Genomic DNA, 23,831 nt, shown 5'->3' with positions numbered 1-23,831 from the left:
CTGGGACCCAACCCCTAGGGACCCCTCATTCACCGGCCCCGGCAGGTGTCCGAGCCGGGCCGGCGGACCGTCAGCGGAGCTGCCCGGCGAGCGCCGGGAGGATGGCCCGGGGCCGGCCCGCCGGGGTGGCGCGGCGACGCCACTCGCGGGGATAGCCGACGGACACCTCCTCGAACCGGACGCCGTCGTAGCGGGTGCTGCGCGGGATGTGCAGGTGCCCGTAGACGGCGACGCGAGCGTCGTAGTGCAGGTGCCAGTCGGCGGTGAGGTCGGTGCCGCACCACTGGGCGAACTCGGGGTGGCGCAGGATCCGGGTCGGCTCGCGGACCAGCGGGTAGTGGTTGACCAGCACGGTGGGCAGGCCGTTGCGCTCGGCGTCCAGCCGCCGTTCGGTGCGGATGACCCGGGCCCGGCACCACGCGTCCCGGCTCGGGTACGGGTCCGGGTGCAGCAGGATCTCGTCGGTGCACACCACCCCGGTCTCGTACGCCAACGCCAGCGCCTGCGCCCGGTTGTAGGTGCCCGGTGGCCGCCACGAGTGGTCGTACCCGACGAACAGCGGCACCACCAGCACCGGGTCGCCGTCGGCGTCCCACACCGGGTAGGGATCCTCGGGCGTGAGCACGCCGAGCCGCCGGCACAGCGCCACCAGGTGCCGGTAGCGGGCCTCGCCGCGCAACTGCACCGGGTCGTCGCGGGGCGTCCACAGCTCGTGGTTGCCGGGTGCCCACACCACCCGGGCGAAGCGCCGCGCGAGCAGGCCGAGCGCCCATTCGACGTCGTGCAGGTACTCGCCGACGTCCCCGGCGACGATCAGCCAGTCGTCGTCGCTGTCGGGGCGCAGCCGTTCGACCAGCTCACGGTTCTCGGCGTACCCGACGTGCAGGTCGCTGATGGCGAGCAGCCGGCCACCCCTAGCCCCGTCCGCACCCCTAGCTCCGGCACCGGTCACGACTTGCCGAACTCTCGCTGGATGATGGCGAAGATGTCGTCCTCACCGGCGTCGGCCAGGTCGTCGGCGACCGGGGCGGCGGCCGGCGGCGCGGCGTCACCCCGCCAGCGGGACAGCAGCTCCTCCAGCCGGTGGGTGACCTGGGCGTCACGCCGCTCGTCCGGCACCGCGTCGAGCAGCCGCGCCAGGCGGTCGATCTCGGCGGTGACGCCGTCCGCCCCGGGCCGCAGTTCCCGGCCCAGGTGTTCGGCGAGCGCGGCCGGGGTGGGGTGGTCGAAGACAAGTGTGGTGGGCAGCGCCAGACCGGTTGCGGCGGTGAGCCGGTTGCGCAGCTCGACCGCGGTGAGCGAGTCGAAGCCGAGGTCCAGGAAACCGCGTCCGGCCCGGACCGTGGCCGGGGTGCGGTGCCCGAGCACGGTGGCGGCTTCGGCGCGTACCAGGTCGAGCAGGATCCGGTCCCGTTCCGTGGGGCCGGCGGCGGCGAGGCGGTCGCGCAGCGCCGCCGGGGCGTCCGCGTCGGCCGCCGGGGTGCCGGCGCGGTCGGCGGTGGCCTCCGGGATGCCGGTGAGCAGCGGGCTGGGCCGGCGGGCGGTGAACGAGGCGGCGAACCGCTCCCAGTCGACGTCGGCGACGACCACCGCGGTGTCGTCCCGGTCGAGCGCGCCCTGGAGGGCGGTCACCGCGAGGTCCGGGTCGAGCGCGGGCAGGCCGCGTCGGGCGAGCTGGTCCCGCTGTTCGCCCTGGGCCATGCCGGCGCCGGCCCACGGTCCCCAGGCCACGGCGGTGCCGGCCGCGCCACGGGCACGCCGCCGGGCGACGAGGCCGTCGAGGTACGCGTTCGCGGCGGCGTAGCCGGCCTGCCCGGCGGAGCCCCACACCCCGGCGATGGAGGAGAACACCACGAACGCGTCCACCTCGGGCAGCAACGCGTCCAGGTTCGCCGCGCCGTCGACCTTGGCGCGCAGCACGTCGGCCAGTTCCGCGCCGGTCATCGCGGCGAGCGGGGTGGCCTGGGCGGCGCCGGCGGCGTGCACGACGGCGCGAACCGGCTGCCGGTCGGCGGCCAGGCCGTCGAGCAGCCCGGCCAACGCGGCCCGGTCGGCCACGTCACACGCCGCCACCGTCACCCGCACCCCACCGGCACCCAGACGCTCGACCAACTCCGCCGCACCCGGCGCGTCCGGCCCACGCCGGCTCGTCAACACCACGTGCTCGGCACCGCTGTCGGCCGCCCACTGCGCGACCCGCGCACCCAACGCACCGGTGCCACCGGTCACCAGCACCGTCCCGGCAAGGCGGAACTCCCGCCGCACCGGATCATCCGAAGCCCGCACCAACCGCCGGGCGAAGATTCCCGACGACCGCACCGCCACCTGATCCTCACCACCACCGGCCAACACGCCACACACCCGACGCACCGCCCGGTCATCCAGCACGGCCGGCAGATCCACCAGACCACCCCAACGGCCCGGCTCCTCCAACCCCGCCACCCGGCCGAGCCCCCAGGTCCCGGCCGCGATCGGATCAACCGGCCCGTCGGTGGCACCCACCGCCACCGCACCCCGCGTCACCCACCACACCGGACCGGAGAGGCCGGCCTCCGTGGCGGCCTGCACGGTGGCCAGCGCCGCGCCGGCACCGGCGCCGCCGAGCGCGAGCAGCGACACCACGCCGGCGGCCGGGTCGGCGTCGCGCAGCGCCTTGGCGAGCAGTTCCCGGTCGTCGTCCGGCCCGTCCAGCCGGACCGGCCGCACGCTCGCACCGGCCGAGGTCATCCCGTCGGTCAGGGCCGCGACAAGCGTGTCGTCGATGCCGGCGTACGGCACCAGCAGCAGCCACGCCCTGGTCAGCGTCGCGGTCCGCTCGGATACGCCCGTCCAGTCGACCCGGTAGCGCCACGAGTCGGCGGTGGCGCGTCGCCGGCCGGCGGTCCGCCACCGGGCGAGCGCCGGCAGCAGTTCGGCAACCGGCCGTTCGGCGCGGAACTCCGGGTCGAGGGCGGTGAGGTCGGCCTGTTCGACGGCGGCCCAGAACTCGGCGTCCGTCTCGCCGCCTCCGCCCGGCGCCGGCTGCGGGGTGTCCTCCTCGGACAGCCAGTACCGGGTGCGCTGGAACGCGTAGGTGGGCAGGTCGACGATGGCCGGCCGCCGCCCGTCGCGGGTGAACCAGGCCGCCCAGTCCACAGGCGTGCCGGCCACGTGCAGCCGAGCCACCGCCGTGGTGAGCGCGGTGACCTCGTCCTGGTCCCGCCGCAACGCTGGAATGTGATGGACGGGTCGGTCGGCCGGGGTGTCGGCGGCCATCGCCGTCAACGTCGCGTCCGGACCCACCTCCAGGAACGTGGACACGCCCAACTCGTGCAGCGTGGCGACACCGTCGGCGAACCGCACCGCGTCCCGGACGTGCCGCACCCAGTAGTCCGGACCCGCGATCTCGGCGGGGTCGGCGAGCCGGCCGGTCAGGTTCGACACGACCGGCAGACGCGGGGCCTGCCAGTCCAGACCACTGATCGCGGCCCGGAACTCGCCCACCATCGGCTCCATCAACCGCGAATGGAACGCGTGACTGACCGTCAACCGCTTCACCCGCCAACCTTCAGCGGCGCACTCCCCCGCGATCCGGTCCAGCTCCGCCACCGGCCCGGACAGCACCACCGACGACGGCCCGTTCACCGCCGCCACATCCACCCCGGAACCAGGAACCGCCCCCAGGCCGACTCCCGACTCCGCACCACCACCGCCGGACGACAGCAGCTCCCGGACCTGCGACTCCGACGCACCCACCGCCAACATTCCGCCACCGGCCGGCAACGCCTGCATCAACGACCCACGCGCTGCCACCAACACACACGCATCAGACAGTGACAGGACACCCGCCACATGGGCGGCGGTCACCTCACCGATCGAATGCCCCGCCAGATAGTCAGCCGTCACCCCCCACGACGACAGCAACTCCCACACGGCCACCTCCACCGCGAACAGGCCCGCCTGCGCATAGACGGTCTGGTCCAGCAGGTCACCGCCGTCGAACACCACCTCCCGCAGCGAACGGTCCAAGCGACCCTCGAACCCGGCGCACACCCGGTCGAACACGTCCGCGAACACCGGAAACGCCGAGTACAGCTCCCGACCCATGCCGGCCCGCTGCGCACCCTGACCGGTGAACAACACCGCCCGCCGGCCCGACGACGCCTCACCGGTCACCACGCCGGGCGCGGACGCATCCTCCGCGACGGCCGACAGGCCGGTCAGCAGCGCGTCCCGATCCGTACCGACCACCGCCGCCCGGTGCGTCAACCCGGCCCGTGCGGTCGCCAACGAGAAGCCGACCTCGACCGGCGACACCTCGGGGTGCCGCCGCAGGTGGTCGCGCAACCGGGTCGCCTGACCCGCCAGGGCCTCCGCCGACCGGCCCGACACCAGCCACGGCACGACCGGCACCGCGACGGCGGCACGAGCCTGCTCGGCCTCGACCGACGGTGGCTCCTCAAGGATGACGTGGGCGTTGGTGCCGGAGATGCCGAACGAGGACACCGCCGCGCGGCGCGGCCGGTCCACCGCCGGCCAGGGGCGCGCCGACGTGACGAGGTCCACCGCGCCGGCCGACCAGTCCACCTTCGACGACGGTCGGTCGACGTGCAGCGTGGCCGGCACCACGCCGTGCCGCAGCGCCAGCACCGCCTTGATGACGCTTGCCGCGCCGGCCGCTGCCTGGATGTGCCCGATGTTGGACTTGATCGAGCCCAACAGCAGTGGTTCGGTGCGGTCCTGCCCGTACGTGGCGAGCAACGCCTGCGCCTCGATCGGGTCACCGAGCGTGGTGCCGGTGCCGTGCGCCTCCACCATGTCCACGTCGGCGGTGGTGAGGCGCGCCGAGGCGAGCGCGGCCCGGATGACACGCTGCTGGGCGGGCCCGTTCGGCGCGGTGAGCCCGTTCGAGGCGCCGTCGGAGTTGACCGCCGAGCCACGCAGCACGGCGAGGATCCGTCGGCCGTCGCGCTGGGCGTCGGAGAGTCGTTGCACCAGCAGCACGCCGACGCCCTCACCCCAGCCGGTGCCGTCGGCGCCCTCGGCGAACGACCGGCACCGCCCGTCCGGGGCGAGCCCGCCCTGCCGGGAGAACTCGACGAACGTGGCCGGTGACGCCATCACGGTCACGCCGCCGGCCAGCGCCAGCGTGCACTCCCCGCTGCGCAGCGACTGGGCGGCCAGGTGCAGCGCGACAAGCGACGACGAGCAGGCCGAGTCCACGGTCACCGCCGGCCCTTCGAGGCCGAGCGCGTACGCCACCCGGCCGGACAGCACGCTGGTGGCGGTACCGGTGAGCAGGTGCCCGCCGACGTCCTGGTCGCGGCCCATCGCGGTCGAGGCGTACCCCTGGAAGCTGGCGCCGGCGAAGACGCCGACGCGTTCCCCGCGCAGCCGGGCCGGGTCGATGCCGGCCGACTCGACCGCCTCCCACGACGTCTCCAGCAGCAGCCGCTGCTGGGGGTCCATCGCGAGGGCCTCGCGGGGGGAGATGCCGAAGAAGTCGGCGTCGAACGCCGCCGCGTCGTAGACGAATCCGCCCTGCCGGGGGAACGAGGTGTCGGAGAGACGGCCGGCGAGGAACCGGTCCCAGCCCCGGTCGAGCGGGAAGTCGGCGATGCCGTCCCGTCCGGCGGCGAGCAGCTCCCACAGTTCGTCCGGGCCGGTCACGCCGCCGGGGAGGCGGCACGCCATGCCGACGACGACGATCGGGTCACCGTCGACCGCGACGGCGGCGCCGGGCGCCTCGGTGTCCGCCGGCTCCCCGGTCAGCGTGGCGGCCAGGTACGTGGCCAGGGCCGCCGGGGTCGGCTGGTCGAAGACGAGCGTGCTCGGCAGCGTCAGGCCGGTCTCGGCGGTGAGCCGGTTCCGCAGCTCGACGGCGGTGAGCGAGTCGAAGCCCTGCTGCTGGAACGCCCGGTCCGCGGCCACCGCGTCGGCGGCCGGATGGCCGAGCACCGCCGCGGCCTGGGTCCGGACCAGGTCGAGCAGGTGGCCGGCGCGTTCGGCGGGGGTGAGCGTGGCGAGCCGGCGAGCGAGCGGGGACGGGCCCTCGGCGGGCGTGGCCTGGGCGGGCCGGGCCTCGGGGAGTTCGTCGAGCAGCGGGCTGGAGCGCAGCGCGGTGAACGCGGCGGCGAACCGGTCCCAGGCGACGTCGGCGACGACCACGGTGCTGTCGTCCCGGTCGAGCGCGCCCTGAAGGGCGGTCACCGCCAGGTCCGGGTCCATGGCGGGCAGGCCGCGTCGGGCCAGGTGCTCCCGCGCCTCGCCGCCTTCCGCCATGCCGCCACCGGCCCACGGTCCCCACGCCACGGCGGTGCCGGCCGCGCCACGGGCACGCCGCCGGGCGACGAGGCCGTCGAGGTACGCGTTCGCGGCGGCGTAGCCGGCCTGCCCGGCAGAGCCCCACACCCCGGCGATAGAGGAGAACACCACGAACGCGTCCACGTCCGGCAGCAACGCGTCCAGGTTCGCCGCGCCGTCGACCTTGGCGCGCAGCACGTCGCGCAGCTCGTCGGCGGTGACGTCGGCAAGCGGGGTGAACTGCGGCGCGCCGGCGGCGTGCACGACAGCGCGGACCGGTTCGGCGGCCAGCCCGTCGAGCAGCCCGGCCAGCGCGGTCCGGTCGGCCACGTCACACGCCGCCACCGTCACACGCACCCCACCGGCACCCAGACGCTCGACCAACTCCGCCGCACCCGGCGCGTCCGGCCCACGCCGGCTGGTCAACACCACATGCTCAGCACCGCTGTCGACCGCCCACTGCGCGACCCGCGCGCCCAACGCACCCGTGCCACCGGTCACCAACACCGTCCCGGAGAACCGGAACTCCCGCCGGACCGCGTCGTTCCCGGCCCGCACCAACCGCCGGGCGAACACCCCCGACGACCGCACCGCCACCTGGTCCTCACCACCACCGGCCAACACGCCACACACCCGACGCACCGCCCGGTCATCCAGCACGGCCGGCAGATCCACCAGACCACCCCAACGGCCCGGCTCCTCCAACCCCGCCACCCGGCCGAGCCCCCAGGTCCCGGCCGCGATCGGATCGGTTTCGGTGTCCGTGGCGCTCACCGCGACCGCGCCCCGTGTCACCCACCACAGCCGGCCGGTGACGTCGCTGTCGGCGAACGCCTGCACCGTGGCCAGTGCCGCCCCGGGCTGCGGGTCGAGCAGCGTCAGCACCCCGGCGACGTCGCCGCCGGTGGCGGCGGCGCGGAGCCGGTCGGCCGTCTCCCGCCGATCGGTGGGCGCGTCGAGCACCACCGGCACGACGTGGGCGCCGTGCGTGGCCAGGCCGGCGACCAGCGGGTGATCGACCTGGTCGGCCGTGGTCAACACCAGCCACGTCCCGGTCAGTCCGGTCGGGGGTACGGGGGCCAGTGGCCGCCACTCCACCCGGTAGCGCCAGGAGTCGACGGTGGCGCGGTCCCGTCCTGCCCGCCGCCAACGGGCCAACGCCGGCAGCAGGTCCCGCAGCGGTTGGTCGGCGGTGAGCCGTAGCTCGTCGCCGAGGCCGGTGAGGTCCTCCCGTTCCACCGCCGCCCAGAACCGGTCGTCGAGGTCGCCGCCGCCGGTCCGCGTGACGGGCGCGGTCTCCGGCCAGTACCGGGTGCGCTGGAACGCGTAGGTGGGCAGGTCGACGATGGCCGGCCGCCGCCCGTCGCGGGTGAACCAGGCCGCCCAGTCCACAGGTGTGCCGGCCACGTGCAGCCGAGCCAGCGCGGTAGTCAGCGCGGTGACCTCGTCCTGGTCGCGCCGCAATCCGGGGATGTGGTGCACCGGCCGGTCGGCCGGGGTGTCGGCGGCCATCGCCGTCAACGTCGCGTCCGGACCGACCTCCAGGAACGTGGACACGCCCAACTCGTGGAGCGTGGCGACCCCGTCGGCGAACCGGACCGCGTCCCGCACGTGCCGCACCCAGTAGTCCGGACGCGCGATCTCGGCGGGGTCGGCGAGCCGGCCGGTCAGGTTCGACACGATCGGCAGACGCGGGGCCTGCCAGTCCAAGCCGGCGATGGCGGCCCGGAACCCGGCCAGCATCGGCTCCATCAACCGCGAGTGGAACGCGTGACTGACCGTCAACCGCTTGACCCGCCAACCCTCGGCGGCGCACTCCCCCGCGATCCGGTCCAGATCCTCCACCGCGCCGGAGAGCACCACCGACGACGGGCCGTTCACCGCCGCCACATCCACCCCGGAACCAGGAACCGCCCCCAGGCCGACTCCCGACTCCGCGCCGCCACCGCCGGACGACAGCAGCTCCCGAACCTGCGACTCCGACGCACCCACCGCCAACATCCCGCCACCGGCCGGCAACGCCTGCATCAACGACCCACGCGCCGCCACCAGGACACACGCGTCCGCAAGCGACAACACCCCCGCCACATGGGCGGCGGTCACCTCACCGATCGAATGCCCCGCCAGGAAGTCAGCCGTCACCCCCCACGACGACAGCAACTCCCACAACGCCACCTCCACCGCGAACAGGCCCGCCTGCGCATAGACGGTCTGATCCAGCAGCTCACCACCGTCGAACACCACCTCCCGCAACGGCCGCTCCAGCCGGCCCGCGAACGACGCGCACACCCGGTCGAACGCATCCGCGAACACCGGAAACGCCGCATACAGCTCCCGACCCATACCGGCCCGCTGCGCACCCTGACCGGTGAACAACACCGCCCGCCGACCCGACAACTCCGCCCCGGTCACCACACCCGGGGCGGCATGCCCGTCGGCCACCGCGGACAGGCCGGTGAGCAGCGACCCCCGGTCCGGAGCGACGACGGCCGCCCGATGCTCCAACGCGGCGCGCGTGGCGACCAGCGACCACCCGACCTCGGCCGGGGTGACCTCGGCGTGCTCGCGCAGGTGGTCGAGCAGCCGGGCCGCCTGCCCGGCGAGCGCCGGGGCCGAGCGGGCCGACAGCAGCCACGGCGTGACCGGCAACGGGGCGACCGCGTCCGTCGTGGGTGCGTCCTCGACTGATGTGGGCGCTTCCAGGATCACGTGGGCGTTGGTGCCGGAGATGCCGAACGACGACACCGCCGCCCGCCGCGGCCGGTCCACCGCCGGCCAGGGACGCGCCGACGTGACGAGGTCCACCGCCCCGGCCGACCAGTCCACCTTGGACGAGGGGGCGTCCACGTGCAGCGTGGCCGGCACCACGCCGTGCCGCATGGCCAGGACCGCCTTGATGATCCCGGCGACGCCGGCCGCGGCCTGGGTGTGGCCCAGGTTCGACTTCACCGACCCGAGCAGCAGCGGCTCGGCCCGCTCCTGCCCGTACGTGGCCAGCAGCGCCTGCGCCTCGATCGGGTCACCCAGCGTGGTGCCGGTGCCGTGTGCCTCCACCACGTCCACCTCGGCGGCGGACAGCCGGGCGTCGGCGAGCGCGGCCCGGATGACCCGCTGCTGGGCGGGCCCGTTGGGAGCGGTCAACCCGTTCGACGCGCCGTCCTGGTTCACCGCCGAACCCCGCAGCACCGCGAGGACCCGCCGGCCGTCGCGCTCGGCGTCGGAGAGTCGTTGCACCAGCAGCACGCCGACGCCCTCACCCCAGCCGGTGCCGTCGGCGCCCTCGGCGAACGACCGGCACCGCCCGTCGGCGGCGAGCCCGCCCTGCCGGGAGAACTCGACGAACGCGCCGGGGGTGGCCATCACGGTCACCCCACCGGCGAGCGCCAGGTCGCATTCGCCGGCGCGCAGCGACTGGGCGGCGAGGTGCAGCGCCACCAGCGACGACGAGCAGGCGGTGTCCACGGTCAGCGCCGGCCCTTCGAGGCCGAGCGCGTACGACACGCGGCCGGAGAGCACGCTGGCGGAGGCGCCGGTCGCACCGTAGCCGGCGAGGTGTTCGCCGCCGTACCGGATGAGGTGGTCGAAGTCCTGCCCGTTGGTGCCGGCGAAGACACCGACCCGGCTGCCGCGCAACGAGGACGGGTCGATCCGGGCGTCCTCGATCGCCGCCCAGGACGTTTCCAGCAGCAGCCGCTGCTGCGGGTCCATGGCGACCGCCTCGCGGGGCGAGATGCCGAAGAACTGTGCGTCGAACGCGCCGGCGTCGTCCAGGAACGCGCCCCGGGTGACGTCCGGCGGCAGCGCGGCCAGGTCCCAGTGCCGGTCGCGCGGCAGGTCGGTCATGGCGTCGACGCCGTCGGCGAGCATCCGCCAGAACTCCGTCGGGGAGGCGGCCCCGGCGGGGAAGCGGCAGCCCATGCCGACGATGACGATCGGGTCGTCGTCGACCGGACGTACCGCCGTGGTGGTGGTCCCGGCGGGCCCGCCGGCCAGCTCGGCGCGCAGGTGGGCGGCGAGGGCCTCGGGGTTGGGATGGTCGAACGCCAGCGTGGCGGGCAGCGTGAGTCCGGTCGCGGCGTCGAGCCGGTTGCGCAGCTCGACGGCGGTGAGGGAGGTGAAGCCGAGGTCCCGGAACGCGCGCCGGTGCGGCACCTGGTCGGCGCCGCCGTGTCCGAGGACGGCGGCGATCTCGCCCCGGACCAGTTCACCGAGGGCGTCCTGCTGTTCGGCCGGGGTACGGCCGGCGAGGCGACGCCGCAGCGCGGCGGAACGGTCCTCGTCGGCGATGACGGGGGTGGTGGTGAGCAGGTCGCGGAGCAGCGGGTCGGGTCGCTGGCCGGGGGCGGCGGCGATCCGGTCCCAGTCGACGTCGGCGACGACGAGGTGGGTCTCGTCGCGGTCGAGCGCCCGGTGGAACGCGCGGATCGCGCGGTCGGGGTCCATGGCGCGGACGCCGCCACGGGCCATCCGGCGTTCGAACTCGCCGGCGCTGACGCCGCCGTCGGCCCAGAGCCCCCAGGCGACGGCGGTGGCGGGCAGCCCCTCGGCGCGACGGCGGTGGGCGAGCGCGTCGAGCCAGGCGTTTCCGGGCGCGTAGTTGCCCTGGCCGGGGCCGGCCATGGTGCCGGCGAGGGAGGAGAAGAGCACGAACGCGGTGACGTCGTGGTCGCGGGTCAGCTCGTCGAGGTGGCGGGCCGCGTCGACCTTGGCGCGCAGCGCGGTGGCCATCCGGTCGACGGTGAGCGCGTCGGTGACGGTGTCGTCGAGGGCGGCGGCGGTGTGCACGACGGTGCGCAGCGGCGCGTCGGCGGGGACGGCGGCGAGGAGGTCGCGCAACGCGTCCCGGTCGGCGGCGTCACAGGCCGCGATCGTGACGCGGGCGCCCTGGGCGGTCAGTTCGTCGCGCAGCTCGGCCGCGCCGGGCGCGTCGGGACCGCGCCGGCTGATCAGCAGCAGGTGCTCGACGCCGGCGGCGGCGAGGGCCCGGGCGACGTGCGCGCCGAGCGCGCCGGTGCCGCCGGTGACGAGCGCGGTGCCGCGCGGGGTCCAGCCCCGCGGCGCGGCGGCGGGTCGGGTGTCCCGGACCAGCCGTCGGGTGTACGCGCCGGCCGCGCGCACCGCCACCTGGTCCTCGGCCGGCTCGCCGCCGAGCAGCCGGCGCAACCGGGGTACGGCGCGCGGGTCGGGCGTCGGCGGCAGGTCGACGAGGCCACCCCAGCGGTACGGGTGTTCGGCGCGCAACGCGCCGCCGAGTCCCCAGAGCAGCGCCTGGTCGGGGTCGACGGCCGGGTCGGTGGGGTCGACGGCGACGGCGTCGCGGGTGGCGATCCAGAGCCGGGCGGTGCTGCCGGCGTCGCCGAGCGCCTGCGCGAGCGTGACCGTGCCGGCGAGCCCGGCGGGCACGGAGACGCTGTCCGGGTGGGTGCCGGTGGCCAGGCCGAGCAGCGACAGCACGGTCCCGGCCGGCGGCGAGGCGGTGAGTTCCCGGGCCAGGTCGGCGCGACCGTGAACGGCCGGCACGGTCAGGACCCGGACGCCCGGCCCGGTCAGCGCGTCGACCCACCGCCGGCCCGCCTCGTCCACCTCGGCCGGTACGACGAGAAGCAGGTCATCGACGTCGGACCCGGTGGGGTCCGGCAGTGGCTGCCAGGTGACCCGGTAGTGCCAGGAGTCGAGCGTGGCTTCGCTCTCCCGGCGGCGTCGCCACGCGGAGAGCGCGGGCAGCACGTCGGCGAGCGGCGTGTCGGGGTCGACGGCGAGCGCGGCGGCGAGGCCGTCCACGTCCTCGTTCTCGATCACCTGCCAGAACGCCGTGTCGTCGGGGTCGCCGCCGTGGTGGCGGGTGCGGGCGTCGAGCCAGTACCGCTGGTGCTGGAACGCGTAGGTGGGCAGGTCGACGGTGGCCGGCCGCCGCCCGTCGCGGGTGAACCAGGCCGCCCAGTCGATGCGGGTGCCGGCCACGTGCAGCCGAGCCAGCGCCGTGGTCAGCGCGGTGACCTCGTCCTGGTCCCGCCGCAACGCCGGAATGTGGTGCACCGGCCGGTCGGCCGGGGTGTCGGCGGCCATCGCCGTCAACGTCGCGTCCGGACCCACCTCCAGGAACGTCGACACGCCCAACTCGTGGAGCGTGGCGACCCCGTCGGCGAACCGGACCGCGTCCCGCACGTGCCGCACCCAGTAGTCCGGACCCGCGATCTCGGCGGGGTCGGCGAGCCGGCCGGTCAGGTTCGACACGATCGGCACACGCGGGGCCTGCCAGTCCAAGCCGGCGATCGCGGCCCGGAACCCGGCCAGCATCGGCTCCATCAACCGCGAGTGGAACGCATGACTGACCGTGAGCCGCTTCACCCGCCAACCCTCGGCGGCGCACTCCCCCACGATCCGGTCCAGATCCTCCACCGCGCCGGAGAGCACCACCGACGACGGGCCGTTCACCGCCGCCACATCGACGCCGGCCGCCAACTCCCGGACCTGGGCCTCCGACGCGCCCACCGCCAGCATCCCGCCACCGGCCGGCAACGCCTGCATCAGCGACCCACGCGCCGCCACCAGCGCACACGCGTCCGCCAGGGACAGCACACCCGCCACGTGGGCGGCGGTCACCTCACCGATCGAATGCCCGCCGAGGAAGTCGGCCGTCACGCCCCACGAGGAGAGCAGCTCCCACAACGCCACCTCCACCGCGAACAGGCCCGCCTGCGTGTGAACCGTCTGATCGAGCAGGTCACCGCCGTCGAACACCACGTCCCGCACCGGCCGGTCCAAGCGACCCTCGAAACCGGCGCACACCCGATCGAACGCGTCCGCGAACACCGGAAACGCCGCGTACAACTCCCGACCCATGCCGGCCCGCTGCGCACCCTGACCGGTGAACAGCACGGCCCGCCGGCCCGGCGACGCCTCGCCGGTCACCACACCGGCCGCCGACGCACCGTCGGCGAGCGCGGACAGGCCGGTGAGCAGCGACTCCCGGTCCGGGCCGAGCACCACCGCGCGGTGTTCCAGCGCGGCGCGGGTCGTCGCGAGCGACCAGCCCACCTCGGCCGGGGGCAGCTCGGCGTGCGCCCGCAGGTGGTCGGCCAGCCGTGCGGCCTGGCCGGCGAGGGCCGCCGTCGACCGCGCCGACAGCACCCACGGGGTGGTCGGTGGCAACCCGGCCGGTGGCGTCTCCGGCGACGGCTCGGGTTCCGGGGCCTCGATGATGACGTGGGCGTTGGTGCCGGAGATGCCGAACGAGGACACCGCCGCCCGACGCGGCCGGTCCACCGCCGGCCAGGGACGCGCCGACGTGACGAGGTCCACCGCGCCGGCCGACCAGTCGACGTGGGAGGAGGGGGCGTCGACGTGGATGGTCCGCGGCACGAGTCCGTGCCGCATGGCGAGGACCATCTTGATGATCCCGGCGACCCCGGCGGCGGCCTGGGTGTGGCCCAGGTTCGACTTCACCGACCCGAGCAGCAGCGGCTCGGCCCGCTCCTGCCCGTACGTGGCCAGCAGCGCCTGCGCCTCGATCGGGTCACCCAGTCTGGTGCCGGTGCCGTGCGCCTCCACCACGTCCACCTCGACCGGTGACAGCCGCGCCGAGGCGAGGGCCGCCCGGATCACCCGCTGCTGGGCGGGCCCGTTCGGCGCGGTCAACCCGTTGGACGCGCCGTCCTGGTTCACCGCCGATCCGCGTACCACGGCGAGGACGCGGTGGCCGTGGCGGCGGGCGTCGGAGAGGCGTTCCAGCAGCAGCACGCCGACGCCCTCGGACCAGCCGGTGCCGTCGGCGCTGTCGGCGAACGACTTGCACCGGCCGTCCGGGGCGAGGCCGCGTTGCCGGCTGAAGTCGACGAACGTCTCCAGCGTGGTCATCACGGTGACGCCGCCCGCGAGGGCCAGCGCGGATTCGCCGGAGCGCAGCGACTGCACGGCCAGGTGCAGCGCGACGAGCGACGACGAGCAGGCGGTGTCGACGGTGAGCGCCGGGCCCTCCAGGCCGAGCGTGTAGGCGACCCGGCCGGAGAGCACGCTGCTGGCGGTGCCGCCGCCGATGAACCCGTCGACCGTGTCGGGCACCTCGTCGAGCCCGGCCGCGTAGTTGTGGTACATCATCCCGGCGAACACGCCGACCCGGTTGCCGCGCAGCGACAGCGGGTCGATCCGGGCGTCCTCGATCGCTGTCCAGGACGCCTCCAGCATGAGCCGCTGCTGCGGGTCCATGGCCAGCGCCTCGTACGGGGAGATGGTGAACAGCTCCGGGTCGAAGTTCCCGGCGTCGTGCAGGAAGCCGCCTTCCCGGGCGTACGTGCTGCCCCGCCGTTCCCCGGTCGGGTCGTACGCCCGCTCGGTGTCCCAGCCCCGGTCGGTGGGGAAGCCGGTGATGCCGTCGCCGCCGGCGGCGACCAGCTCCCACAACTGCTCGGGGGTGCGGACGCCGCCCGGGTAGCGGCAGCTCATCCCGATGATGGCGATCGGTTCGTGGTCCTTGGCGTCGGCCGCCCTCAGCCGTTCGCTGGTCTCGTGCAGGTCGGCGGTGACGCGCTTGAGGTACTCACGGAGCTTGGCTTCGTTCGCCATCGGTTATTCACCTGTCGCGGGTCAGGACCGGCCGAAGCGGCTGTCGATGAAGTCGAACAGTTCGTCGTCACTGGCGTCGTCGAGGCTGGCGGTCACCTCGCCGCCGTCGCCGTCCCAGCGGGCGAGCAGGGCGCGGAGCCGGGCCGCGACGGCGGTACGGGTCTCGTCGTCGGCGGTCAGTTCGGCGAGCGTGTCGGCTCCAGTGGCGGCGAACGCGGCTTCGAGGCGGTCCAGCTCGTCGAGAACGGTGGGTGCGGTCGCGGCCGGTCCGAGCCGGCCCAGCAGGTGCCCGGTCAGCGCCGCCGGGGTGGGATGGTCGAAGACCATCGTCGCCGGCAGGGTCAGCCCGGTCCGGGCGGTGAGCCGGTTGCGCAGGTCGACGGCGGTGAGCGAGTCGAAGCCGAGTTCGGTGAAGGAGCGGTCGGGTCCGACGGCGGCCGGTGACGCGTACCCGAGCACGTCGGCGACCTGGCCGGCGACCAGCTCGGCGACCAGGCGGGCCCGCTCCTCGGCGGACGCCCCGGCGAGCCGGTCGGCGAGGCCGCCGGTGGTCGTCGCGGCGGCGCGGCGCGCGGGCCCGCCGGCGAGGCCGTGCAGCGGCGCCGGCAGCTCGTCGCGGCCGGTGCGGGTCCGCAGCGCCGCCAGGTCGAGGTGGACCGGGAGCAGCAGTGGCTGCCGGCCGCGCCGGCTGGCGTCGAAGAGTGCCAGCGCCCGGTCGGTGGGGAGCGGGACGATGCCCTGGCGGGCGAGGCGGTCCCGGCCGGCGGCGCCCAGGTCGCGGGTCATGCCGCCGGTTTCCGCCCAGGGGCCCCAGGCCAGTGACGTGGCGGCGAGCCCGGCCGCGCGGCGGTGGTGGGCGAGGCCGTCGAGGAACGCGTTCGCCGCCGCGTAGTTGCCCTGCCCGGGTGCGCCGAGCGGCCCGGCGATCGAGGAGAACAACACGAACATGGGCAGGTCGAGGTGGCGGGTGAGGTCGTGCAGGTGCCAGGCGGCGTCGGCCTTGGGGCGCAGCACCGTCTCGGTGCGGTCCGGGGTGAGCGCGGTGACCACGACGTCGTCGAGCGCGCCGGCGACGTGCACCACGCCGGCGAGCGGATGTTCGGCGGGCACCGCGGCGAGCAGCCCGGCGAGCTGGTCGCGGTCGGCCACGTCGGCGGCGGTGAGGCTGGCCCGCGCGCCGAGGCGGGTGAGGTCGGCGAGCAGGTCGGCCGCACCGGGGGCGTCGGCGCCGTGCCGGCTGACCAGCAGCAGGTGCCGGATCTTGTGGTGGCTGACGAGGTGCCGGGCGACGACGCCGCCGAGCGCGCCGGTCGCGCCGGTGATCAGCACGGTGCCGTCGGGGACGAGGTCGACGGCGCCGGTCGGGTCGGGTTCGGCCGGGGCGAGGCGCGGCACGAGCAGCCGGCCGTCGCGGAGCGCGAACTGGGGTTCGTCGGCGGCGAGCGCGCGGGCGAGCAGGTCGGCGTCGTCATCACCGGCCAGGTCGGCGAGGACGAACCGGCCGGGGTGTTCGAGTTGCGCCGCGCGGACCAGCCCCCAGACGGCGGCGCCGGCCAGGTCGGTGACGTCACCGTCGGCGGGTACCGCGCCGCGGGTGAGCACGACGAGCCGCCGGTCGGCGTGCCGGTCGTCGGCCAGCCAGTCCTGGATCAGCGTGAGTGTGCCGGCGAGCCGGGTGCGGGTGTCGGCGAGCGGGTCGTCCGGCGCGGTGTCGTGGACGGGGACGAGCACCAGCCGGGCGTCGGCGGCGGTCCCGGCGAGGCCGGTCCCCGGGTCGAGCGGCGCGATTCCGGTGGCCGGTCGGGCCGGCAGCGGCACCGAGTTCCAGCGCAGGTCGTAGAGGGGCAGGTCGGCGCTGCCGGCGTCGAGTTGGTCGACGGCGAGCGGTCGGGACACCAGGGCGTCGATGCGGGCCACCGGTGCGCCGGCCGCGTCGGCGAGCGTCAGCGTGCTGGCCGGGCCGCTGCGGGTCAGCCGTACCCGCAGGTGGGTGGCGCCCTCGGCGGTGAGCGTGACGCCGCTCCAGGCCCAGGGCAGCCGGGCGCCGGCGTCGTCGGCGGCCGGGTCGTCGGCGAGGCCGACGACGTGCAGCGCGGCGTCGAGCAGCGCCGGGTGCAGCGCGTAGCCGGTGGTGGCGGTGCCGTCGGGCAGTTCCACCTCCGCGAAGACCCCGTCGGGCGTACGCCAGGCGGCGCGCAGCCCGCGGAACGTGGGCCCGTGGGCGACGCCGAGTTCGCGGAGCCGGGTGTAGATCGGTTCGACAGGCACGGCGACGCCGCCGGGCGGTGGCCAGGCGGTCAGCGGCTCGGCGGTCTCGCCCGCGCCGGGGGCGAGGACGCCGTCGGCGTGGGCGGTCCAGTCGGCGTGCGGATCGTCGGCGGGCCGGGAGTGGACGGTGATCCGGCGTCGGCCGTGCTCGTCGGGCGCGGCGAGATGGAGTTGGAGCGTGCGGGCGCCGTCGTCGGGCAGGACGAGCGGCGCGGCGAGCGTCAGTTCCTCGACGGTGTCGCAGCCGGCCTGCGCGCCGGCGTGCAGCGCCAGCTCGACCAGCGCGGTGCCGGGGACGACGATCCGGCCGCGGACGACGTGGTCGGCGAGCCACGGCTGGGTACGCGCGGACAGCCGGCCGCCGTGGACGCGGACGTCACCGGCGGCGGTGGCGAGCGCGGTGTCGAGCAGCGGGTGACCGGCGGCGCGGGCGCCCAGGCCGGCGGCGTCGTGGCCGGCGGTGCGGGCGTCGATCCAGTACCGCTGGTGCTGGAACGCGTAGGTGGGCAGGTCGACGGTGGCCGGCCGCCGCCCGTCGCGGGTGAACCAGGCCGCCCAGTCCACAGGTGTGCCGGCCACGTGCAGCCGAGCCACCGCCGTGGTCAGCGCGGTGACCTCGTCCTGGTCCCGCCGCAGTGCGGGGATGTGATGGACCGGCCGGTCGGCCGGGGTGTCGGCGGCCATCGCCGTCAACGTCGCGTCCGGACCCACCTCCAGGAACGTCGACACACCCAACTCGTGCAACGTGGCCACCCCGTCGGCGAACCGCACCGCCTCCCGCACATGCCGCACCCAGTAGTCCGGACCCGCGATCTCCACCGGATCGGCGAGCCGGCCGGTCAGGTTCGACACGATCGGCACACGCGGGGCCCGCCAGTCCAAGCCGACGATCGCGGCCCGGAACCCGGCCAGCATCGGCTCCATCAACCGCGAGTGGAACGCATGACTGACCGTCAACCGCTTCACCCGCCAACCCTCGGCGGCACACTCCCCCACGATCCGATCCAGATCCTCCACCGGCCCGGACAGCACCACCGACGACGGACCATTCACCGCCGCCACATCGACGCCAGCCACCAACTCCCGAACCTGGAACTCCGACGCGCCCACCGCCAACATCCCGCCACCGGCCGGCAACGCCTGCATCAACGACCCACGCGCCGCCACCAGCGCACACGCATCCACCAACGACAGCACACCCGCCACATGGGCGGCCGTCACCTCACCGATCGAATGCCCCGCCAGATAGTCGGCCGTCACGCCCCACGACAACAGCAACTCCCACAACGCCACCTCCACCGCGAACAGACCCGCCTGCGTATATGCCGTCTGGTCCAGCAGGTCACCGCCGTCGAACACCACCTCCCGCAACGGCCGCTCCAGCCGGCCCGCGAACGACGCACACACCCGGTCGAACGCATCCGCGAACACCGGAAAAGCCCCATACAACTCCCGACCCATACCGGCCCGCTGCGCACCCTGACCGGTGAACAACACCGCCCGACGGCCCGACGACGCCTCACCGGTCACCAGACCGGGAGCCGCACCGCCCTCGGCCAGCGCGGCCAGGCCGGCCAGCAGCGCGTCGCGGTCCGCGCCGACCACCACCGCCCGGTGCGCCAACGCGGCCCTCGTGGTCGCCGATGAGAAGCCGACGTCGGCCGGCGACAGGTCGGCGTTCGCGCGCAGGTGGTCGAGCAGCCGCGCCGCCTGACCCGCCAGCGCGTCCGACGACCGCCCCGACACCAGCCACGGCAGCACCGGCAGCGCCGCCGCGTCGAGGGTGGCCGGCGGCTCGTCCTCGGCCGGGGTGGGCGCTTCCAGGATCACGTGGGCGTTGGTGCCGGAGATGCTGAACGACGACACCGCGGCGCGGCGGGGCCGGTCGGCGGCCGGCCAGGGGCGCGCGGACGTGGCCAGTTCCACCGCGCCGGCTGTCCAGTCCACCTTGGTCGACGGCGCGTCCACGTGCAGCGTGGCCGGCACCGTGCCGTGCCGCATCGCCTGCACCATCTTGATCACGCCGGCCACGCCGGCGGCGGTCTGGGTGTGGCCGATGTTCGACTTGATCGAGCCGAGCAGCAGCGGCGTCTCCCGCTCCTGCCCGTACGTGGCAAGCAACGCCTGCGCCTCGATCGGGTCACCGAGCGTGGTGCCGGTGCCGTGCGCCTCCACCACGTCCACCTCGGCGGCGGACAACCGGGCGTCGGCGAGCGCGGCCCGGATCACCCGCTGCTGCGACGGCCCGTTCGGCGCGGTCAGCCCGTTCGACGCGCCGTCCTGGTTCACCGCCGACCCGCGCACCACGGCGAGGACCCGGTGGCCGAGCCGCTGGGCGTCGGCGAGACGCTCGACCAGGAGTACGCCGATGCCCTCGCCGAGCGCGGTGCCGTCGGCGGCGTCGGCGAACGCCCGGCAGCGGGCGCCCCGGGACAGGTTGTTCTGCCGGGTGAAGTCCACGAAGATCGACGGGGTCGGCAGCACGGTCACGCCGCCGGCCAGGGCCAGGTCGGACTCGCCAGCGCGCAGCGACTGCACGGCCAGGTGCAGCGCGACAAGCGACGACGAGCAGGCGGTGTCGACGGTGACGGCCGGCCCCTCGAACCCGAACGCGTACGACACCCGGCCGGAGCTGACGCTGCCGGCGCTGCCCAGCCCCAGGTAGTCGGCGACCCCGTCGGGCACGTCGGCGGCGCCGGCCGCGTAGTCGGCGTGGGTCAGGCCGGCGAAGACGCCGACGCGTGCGCCGCGCAGCCCGGTCGGGTCGACACCGGCGGCTTCGAACGCCTCCCAGGACACCTCCAGCAGCAGCCGCTGCTGCGGGTCCATGGCGAGCGCCTCGCGGGGCGAGACGCCGAAGAACGCCGGGTCGAAGCCGGCGGCGTCGGTCAGGAAGCCGCCGTCGCGCACGCAGGACGTGCCGGGGCGTTCCCGCTCCGGGTCGTAGAGCGTGGCGAGGTCCCAGCCCCGGTCGTCGGGGAACGGGCCGATCGCGTCCCCACCGGCGGCCACCAGGTCCCACAGCGCGTCCGGCGAGGTGATCCCGCCGGGGAAGCGGCACGCCATGCCGACCACGGCGATCGGCTGGCGGGCGGAGTCCTCCACGTCGCGGAGCCGTTGCCGGGTCCGCCGCAGGTCGGTGGTGACCCTCTTCAGGTACTCCCGGAGCTTCTCTTCGGTGTCCATCAACCTGACCCTCGGTCGGCGGGGACCTGCCGTCGTCCGGCGCGCACGCGTCATCCGGGAGCCACGGGTCCCCTTTGCGGGGAAGCTATGGCGTCGCGCTGAGCTGCGACAACCCCTAACCCGTACGCCCGGCGGGCTAGGGGGGGTGGCCGGACCGGCGGCGGCCCGGTTAGCGTCCGGTGGACCGCCCTGGCGCCCGGGTCGCGGGCGCCACCGCCGGAAGGACCGCGTGACGATGACCGACCACGACAACGGCCTCTGGGTTCGCCGGTTCCATCCGGCCCCGGACGGCGCCCCGCGGCTGGTGTGCCTGCCGCACGCCGGGGGCTCCGCGAGCTTCTTCTTCCCGGTGTCCCGGGCGCTGTCACCGGCCGTGGAGGTGCTCAGTGTCCAGTACCCGGGCCGCCAGGACCGCCGGCACGAGCCGTGTGTGCCGAGCATCGGTGAGCTGGCCCGGCAGGTGGCCGACGTGCTGCGGCCCTGGCGGGACCGGCCGGTGGCGTTCTTCGGGCACAGCATGGGCGCGACGCTGGGCTTCGAGGTGGCGCGGCTGATCGAGGCCGAGGGTGGGGCGGTGGCGCACCTGTTCCCGTCCGGCCGTCGGGCGCCGTCGTGCCACCGGCACGAGACGGTGCACCTGCTCGACGACGAGGGGCTGCTGGCCGACGTGAAGAAGCTCAGCGGCCCCAACTCGGCGGTGCTCGGCGACCCGGACATGCTGCGTGCCGCGTTGCCGGCGATCCGCAGCGACTACCGGGCGGCGGAGACCTACACGTACGCGCCGGGGCCGAAGCTGAGCTGCCCGGTCACGGTGTTCACCGGGGACGCCGACCCGAAGACCACAGTGGACGAGGCGAGGGCGTGGTCGGCGCACACCACCGGCGCGTTCGACCTGCACGTCTTCCCGGGCGGGCACTTCTTCCTGGCGTCCCACCAGCCGGCGATCCTGCGTACCCTCTCCGCGGCGTTGACCGGCGCGGCGGTCCGCTGATGCCACCCGCCGGTCCCCGCCGCCCGGTCCGGGCGGCGGGGGCCGTGGCGGTTCACGGCTTCTGCGCCACCGCGATGACGTAGTCGAGCAGACCCAGCTCCTTCTTGATCAGCTCGGTGTCGCGCCAGTGGTTGGCCATCCCCTTGACCGCGCTGCCGTCGGCGGCGGCCCGGAACGCCGGGTCGGACGGGCGGGCGGACTGGAACCGACGCCAGCCCTCCCAGGTGCGGTCCGCGATGGAGTGCACCTCCACGGTGCCGAAGCCGGCGGCGGCGAGCTGCTCGCCGTACGTCTTGCGGTCGTGCCAGTTCTCGTCCGGCAGGCTGAACTTGACGAAGCTGAGCGGGCCCGAGCTGATCGACATGCGCGGGGTGTCGTTGCTCAGCGGGATGATGTCGGCGGTGGCGATGGTGCCGCCCGGCCGCAGCACCCGGAACGCCTCGGCGAAGAACGCGCTGCGCGGGTGGAAGTGGAACGCCGACTCCAGCGCCACCACGCGGTCCACGCTGGCGTCCGGGAACGGCAGCGCGGTGGCGGTGCCGAGCTGGAAGTCGGCCCGGTCGGCGAGGCCCTCGCGGCGGGCCCGCTCCTGGGCGTGCTCGACGTGCCGGGGGGTCACGTTGATGCCGTGCACCTTCGCCACCCGGCGGTCCCGCAGCCAGGCGAAGTCCTGGTCGCCGTAGCCGAAGCCGACGTCGACCACGGTGTCGTCGGGCTTGAACCCGGCGGCGTCGGCGAGCTTGTCGGCCAGCGCCTGGCCGGCCACGTCGATGCTGGTGACGCCCTCCTCCCAGTAGCCGACGTTCATGTAGCGGGAGGTGCGGGCCGCGAACTCGACGTCCGGCGACTGGATCTCGTAGAACCGGCGGACCCGGGTCACCGGGTCCTTGGTGGCCAGGGTCCGGATGACCCGGCCGAGGGTGCGGAGGTTCTCCAGCATGTCAGCTCCTCAGGGCTGTGCGGGGGTTGGTCAGGGATGCAGGGCGGGCGCGGCGACCTGCCGGCGCAGGTCGGCCACCAGGGTGGCGGCGGCGTCGGGGCCGGCGGCCACGCCGAAGAGATAGAAGTCCGGCCGGATCAGCGCGGCGTCCGCGCCGCCCAGCCAGGTCGAGTAGACGCCGTCGAGGTCGGCCAGGTCGCCGGCCGCCGCGTCGTCGCCGGCCGGCCGCACGACCAGCCGGTACGCGCCGAGGTCGTCGAGGAACGCGACCGCGTCGTCGTCGAGCGGGGCGGGTTCCCGGGTGAGCAGCGTGAAGCCGACGCCCACCACGTCGTCGAAGCCGCCGGTGCGCCCGTCGACGGTCACCCGGCCCTGCGGCGCGGGTTCACCGGCGCGCGGGGTGGGCGTGCCGTCGTCGGCGCGGTGCAGCACCCCGTCGACGATCGCCTCGCGCAGCGAGCGGACGTGGCGCTGCTGGGTACGCCGGCGCAGCGCGGCCAGCATCACCGAGTCCCGGCCGGCGGCCTTCTTCTGGTCGGTCTCGCAGATCACCGCCCCGGAGTCCATCGACATCCGGATCGCGTGCTGCACGTGTGCGCGCCGTTCCACCTGGTACGTGTCGAGCAGCGCCTCCCCGGCCCGGCCGCGGCGCACCAGGTCGAGTTTCCACGCCAGGTTGACCACGTCGCGGAAGCCGGAACTCATGCCCTGCCCGAGGAACGGCGGCATGACGTGCGCGGCGTCGCCGGCCAGGAACACCCGACCGCGCCGCCACACGTCGGCGGAGCAGGCCTGGGTGGTGTAGACGCCGTACCGGTCCAGCCGGGCGTTGTCCGGGGTGATGTCGAACAGGCCGAGCAGCCGCCACGCGCTGGCCTCGGTGCGGAACTCCTCCAGGGTCTCCCCCGGCACCCGCATGAACTCCCACCGCCGGTGGTTCGGCCCGGCGGAGACGGCGGTACGCGGGCGCGCCGGGTCGCAGATCTGGAGGTTGTTCGGGCTGAACTCGCGCGGCGTGTGCAGCACCACGTCGCAGACCAGCCAGTCGTGGGTGAAGTCCAGGTCGGTGACGGTCGCGCCGAGCCAGCCCCGGACGAAGCTGTTCGCGCCGTCGCAGCCGAGCACCCAGGACGCGGTGTAGGTGTGCGGGCCGCCGTCGCCGTCCACGGCGGTCACCTCGACCCGGTCGCCGTGGTCGGTCAGGCCGGTCACCTCGACGCCCCGCTGCACCTGCACGCCGGGCAGCTCCGCCCCGCGTTCGGCGAGTCGTTCCTCCACGCCGGGCTGGTAGAACGACGTGGAGTCGGGCCACCCGGACGGGCCGTCCGGCGCGGCGCGCACGTGCAGCAGCGTCCGGCCGAAGCCGTTCTTCCAGGTGTACTCGCCGGACAGTTCGGTCACGTCGCCGAGCCGGTCGGCCACGCCGCAGGAGGCGAGGATCCGGCTGGCCTCACCGTCGTAGGAGACGGCGCGCGGCATGCTGTACGGGGTGGTCCACTTCTCCAGCACCCGCACCGTGAAGCCGCGCTGCGCCAGCAGGATCGCGGCCACCTGGCCCACCGGGCCGTAGCCCACGATCAGTACGTCGGTCATCGCCGTCCC

General features: G+C 75.1%; 6 protein-coding genes. 1 reads left to right on the top strand and 5 read right to left on the bottom strand.

Annotated elements, in window-relative coordinates:
- Positions 1–70 precede the first annotated feature (70 nt).
- From ACZ6O5_RS12845 to ACZ6O5_RS12835, 3 genes are read right to left on the bottom strand one after another with little or no spacing between them, the layout of a single operon-like run.
- Positions 71–952, bottom strand: coding sequence for a metallophosphoesterase family protein (locus tag ACZ6O5_RS12845; RefSeq protein WP_465976814.1), 882 nt, complete (start codon positions 950–952; stop codon positions 71–73).
- Complete coding sequence (locus tag ACZ6O5_RS12840; protein WP_465976813.1) at positions 949–14,844, bottom strand: type I polyketide synthase; 13,896 nt, start codon at positions 14,842–14,844, stop codon at positions 949–951. The genes ACZ6O5_RS12845 and ACZ6O5_RS12840 overlap by 4 nt, the downstream gene beginning before the upstream one ends.
- Before the next feature lie 21 nt (positions 14,845–14,865).
- Entirely contained in the window at positions 14,866–20,352 is a 5,487-nt protein-coding gene (locus ACZ6O5_RS12835) for an SDR family NAD(P)-dependent oxidoreductase (protein WP_465976811.1), read from the bottom strand.
- Between the two features lie 181 nt (positions 20,353–20,533).
- Between ACZ6O5_RS12835 and ACZ6O5_RS12830 the strand changes: the two genes are divergently transcribed.
- Positions 20,534–21,289: a thioesterase II family protein gene (locus ACZ6O5_RS12830; RefSeq protein ID WP_465976809.1), complete on the top strand. Its 756-nt coding sequence runs from the start codon at positions 20,534–20,536 to the stop codon at positions 21,287–21,289.
- Positions 21,290–21,341: 52 nt separating this feature from the next.
- On the opposite strand, the gene ACZ6O5_RS12825 is transcribed toward ACZ6O5_RS12830, so the two are convergent.
- Both ACZ6O5_RS12825 and mhpA read right to left on the bottom strand, forming a co-directional pair.
- Positions 21,342–22,229 carry a class I SAM-dependent methyltransferase gene (locus ACZ6O5_RS12825; RefSeq protein WP_465976808.1) on the bottom strand — a complete coding sequence of 296 codons (888 nt, stop codon included), beginning with the start codon at positions 22,227–22,229 and terminating at the stop codon, positions 21,342–21,344.
- A gap of 30 nt (positions 22,230–22,259) precedes the next feature.
- On the bottom strand, positions 22,260–23,822 hold the full coding sequence (mhpA, locus tag ACZ6O5_RS12820) for a bifunctional 3-(3-hydroxy-phenyl)propionate/3-hydroxycinnamic acid hydroxylase MhpA (protein WP_465976806.1): 1,563 nt from the start codon (positions 23,820–23,822) through the stop codon (positions 22,260–22,262).
- Positions 23,823–23,831: the final 9 nt, after the last annotated feature.

The organism is Micromonospora sp. NPDC049201 (genome assembly GCF_055586805.1).
This window is presented reverse-complemented; position numbering and strand designations above follow the sequence as displayed.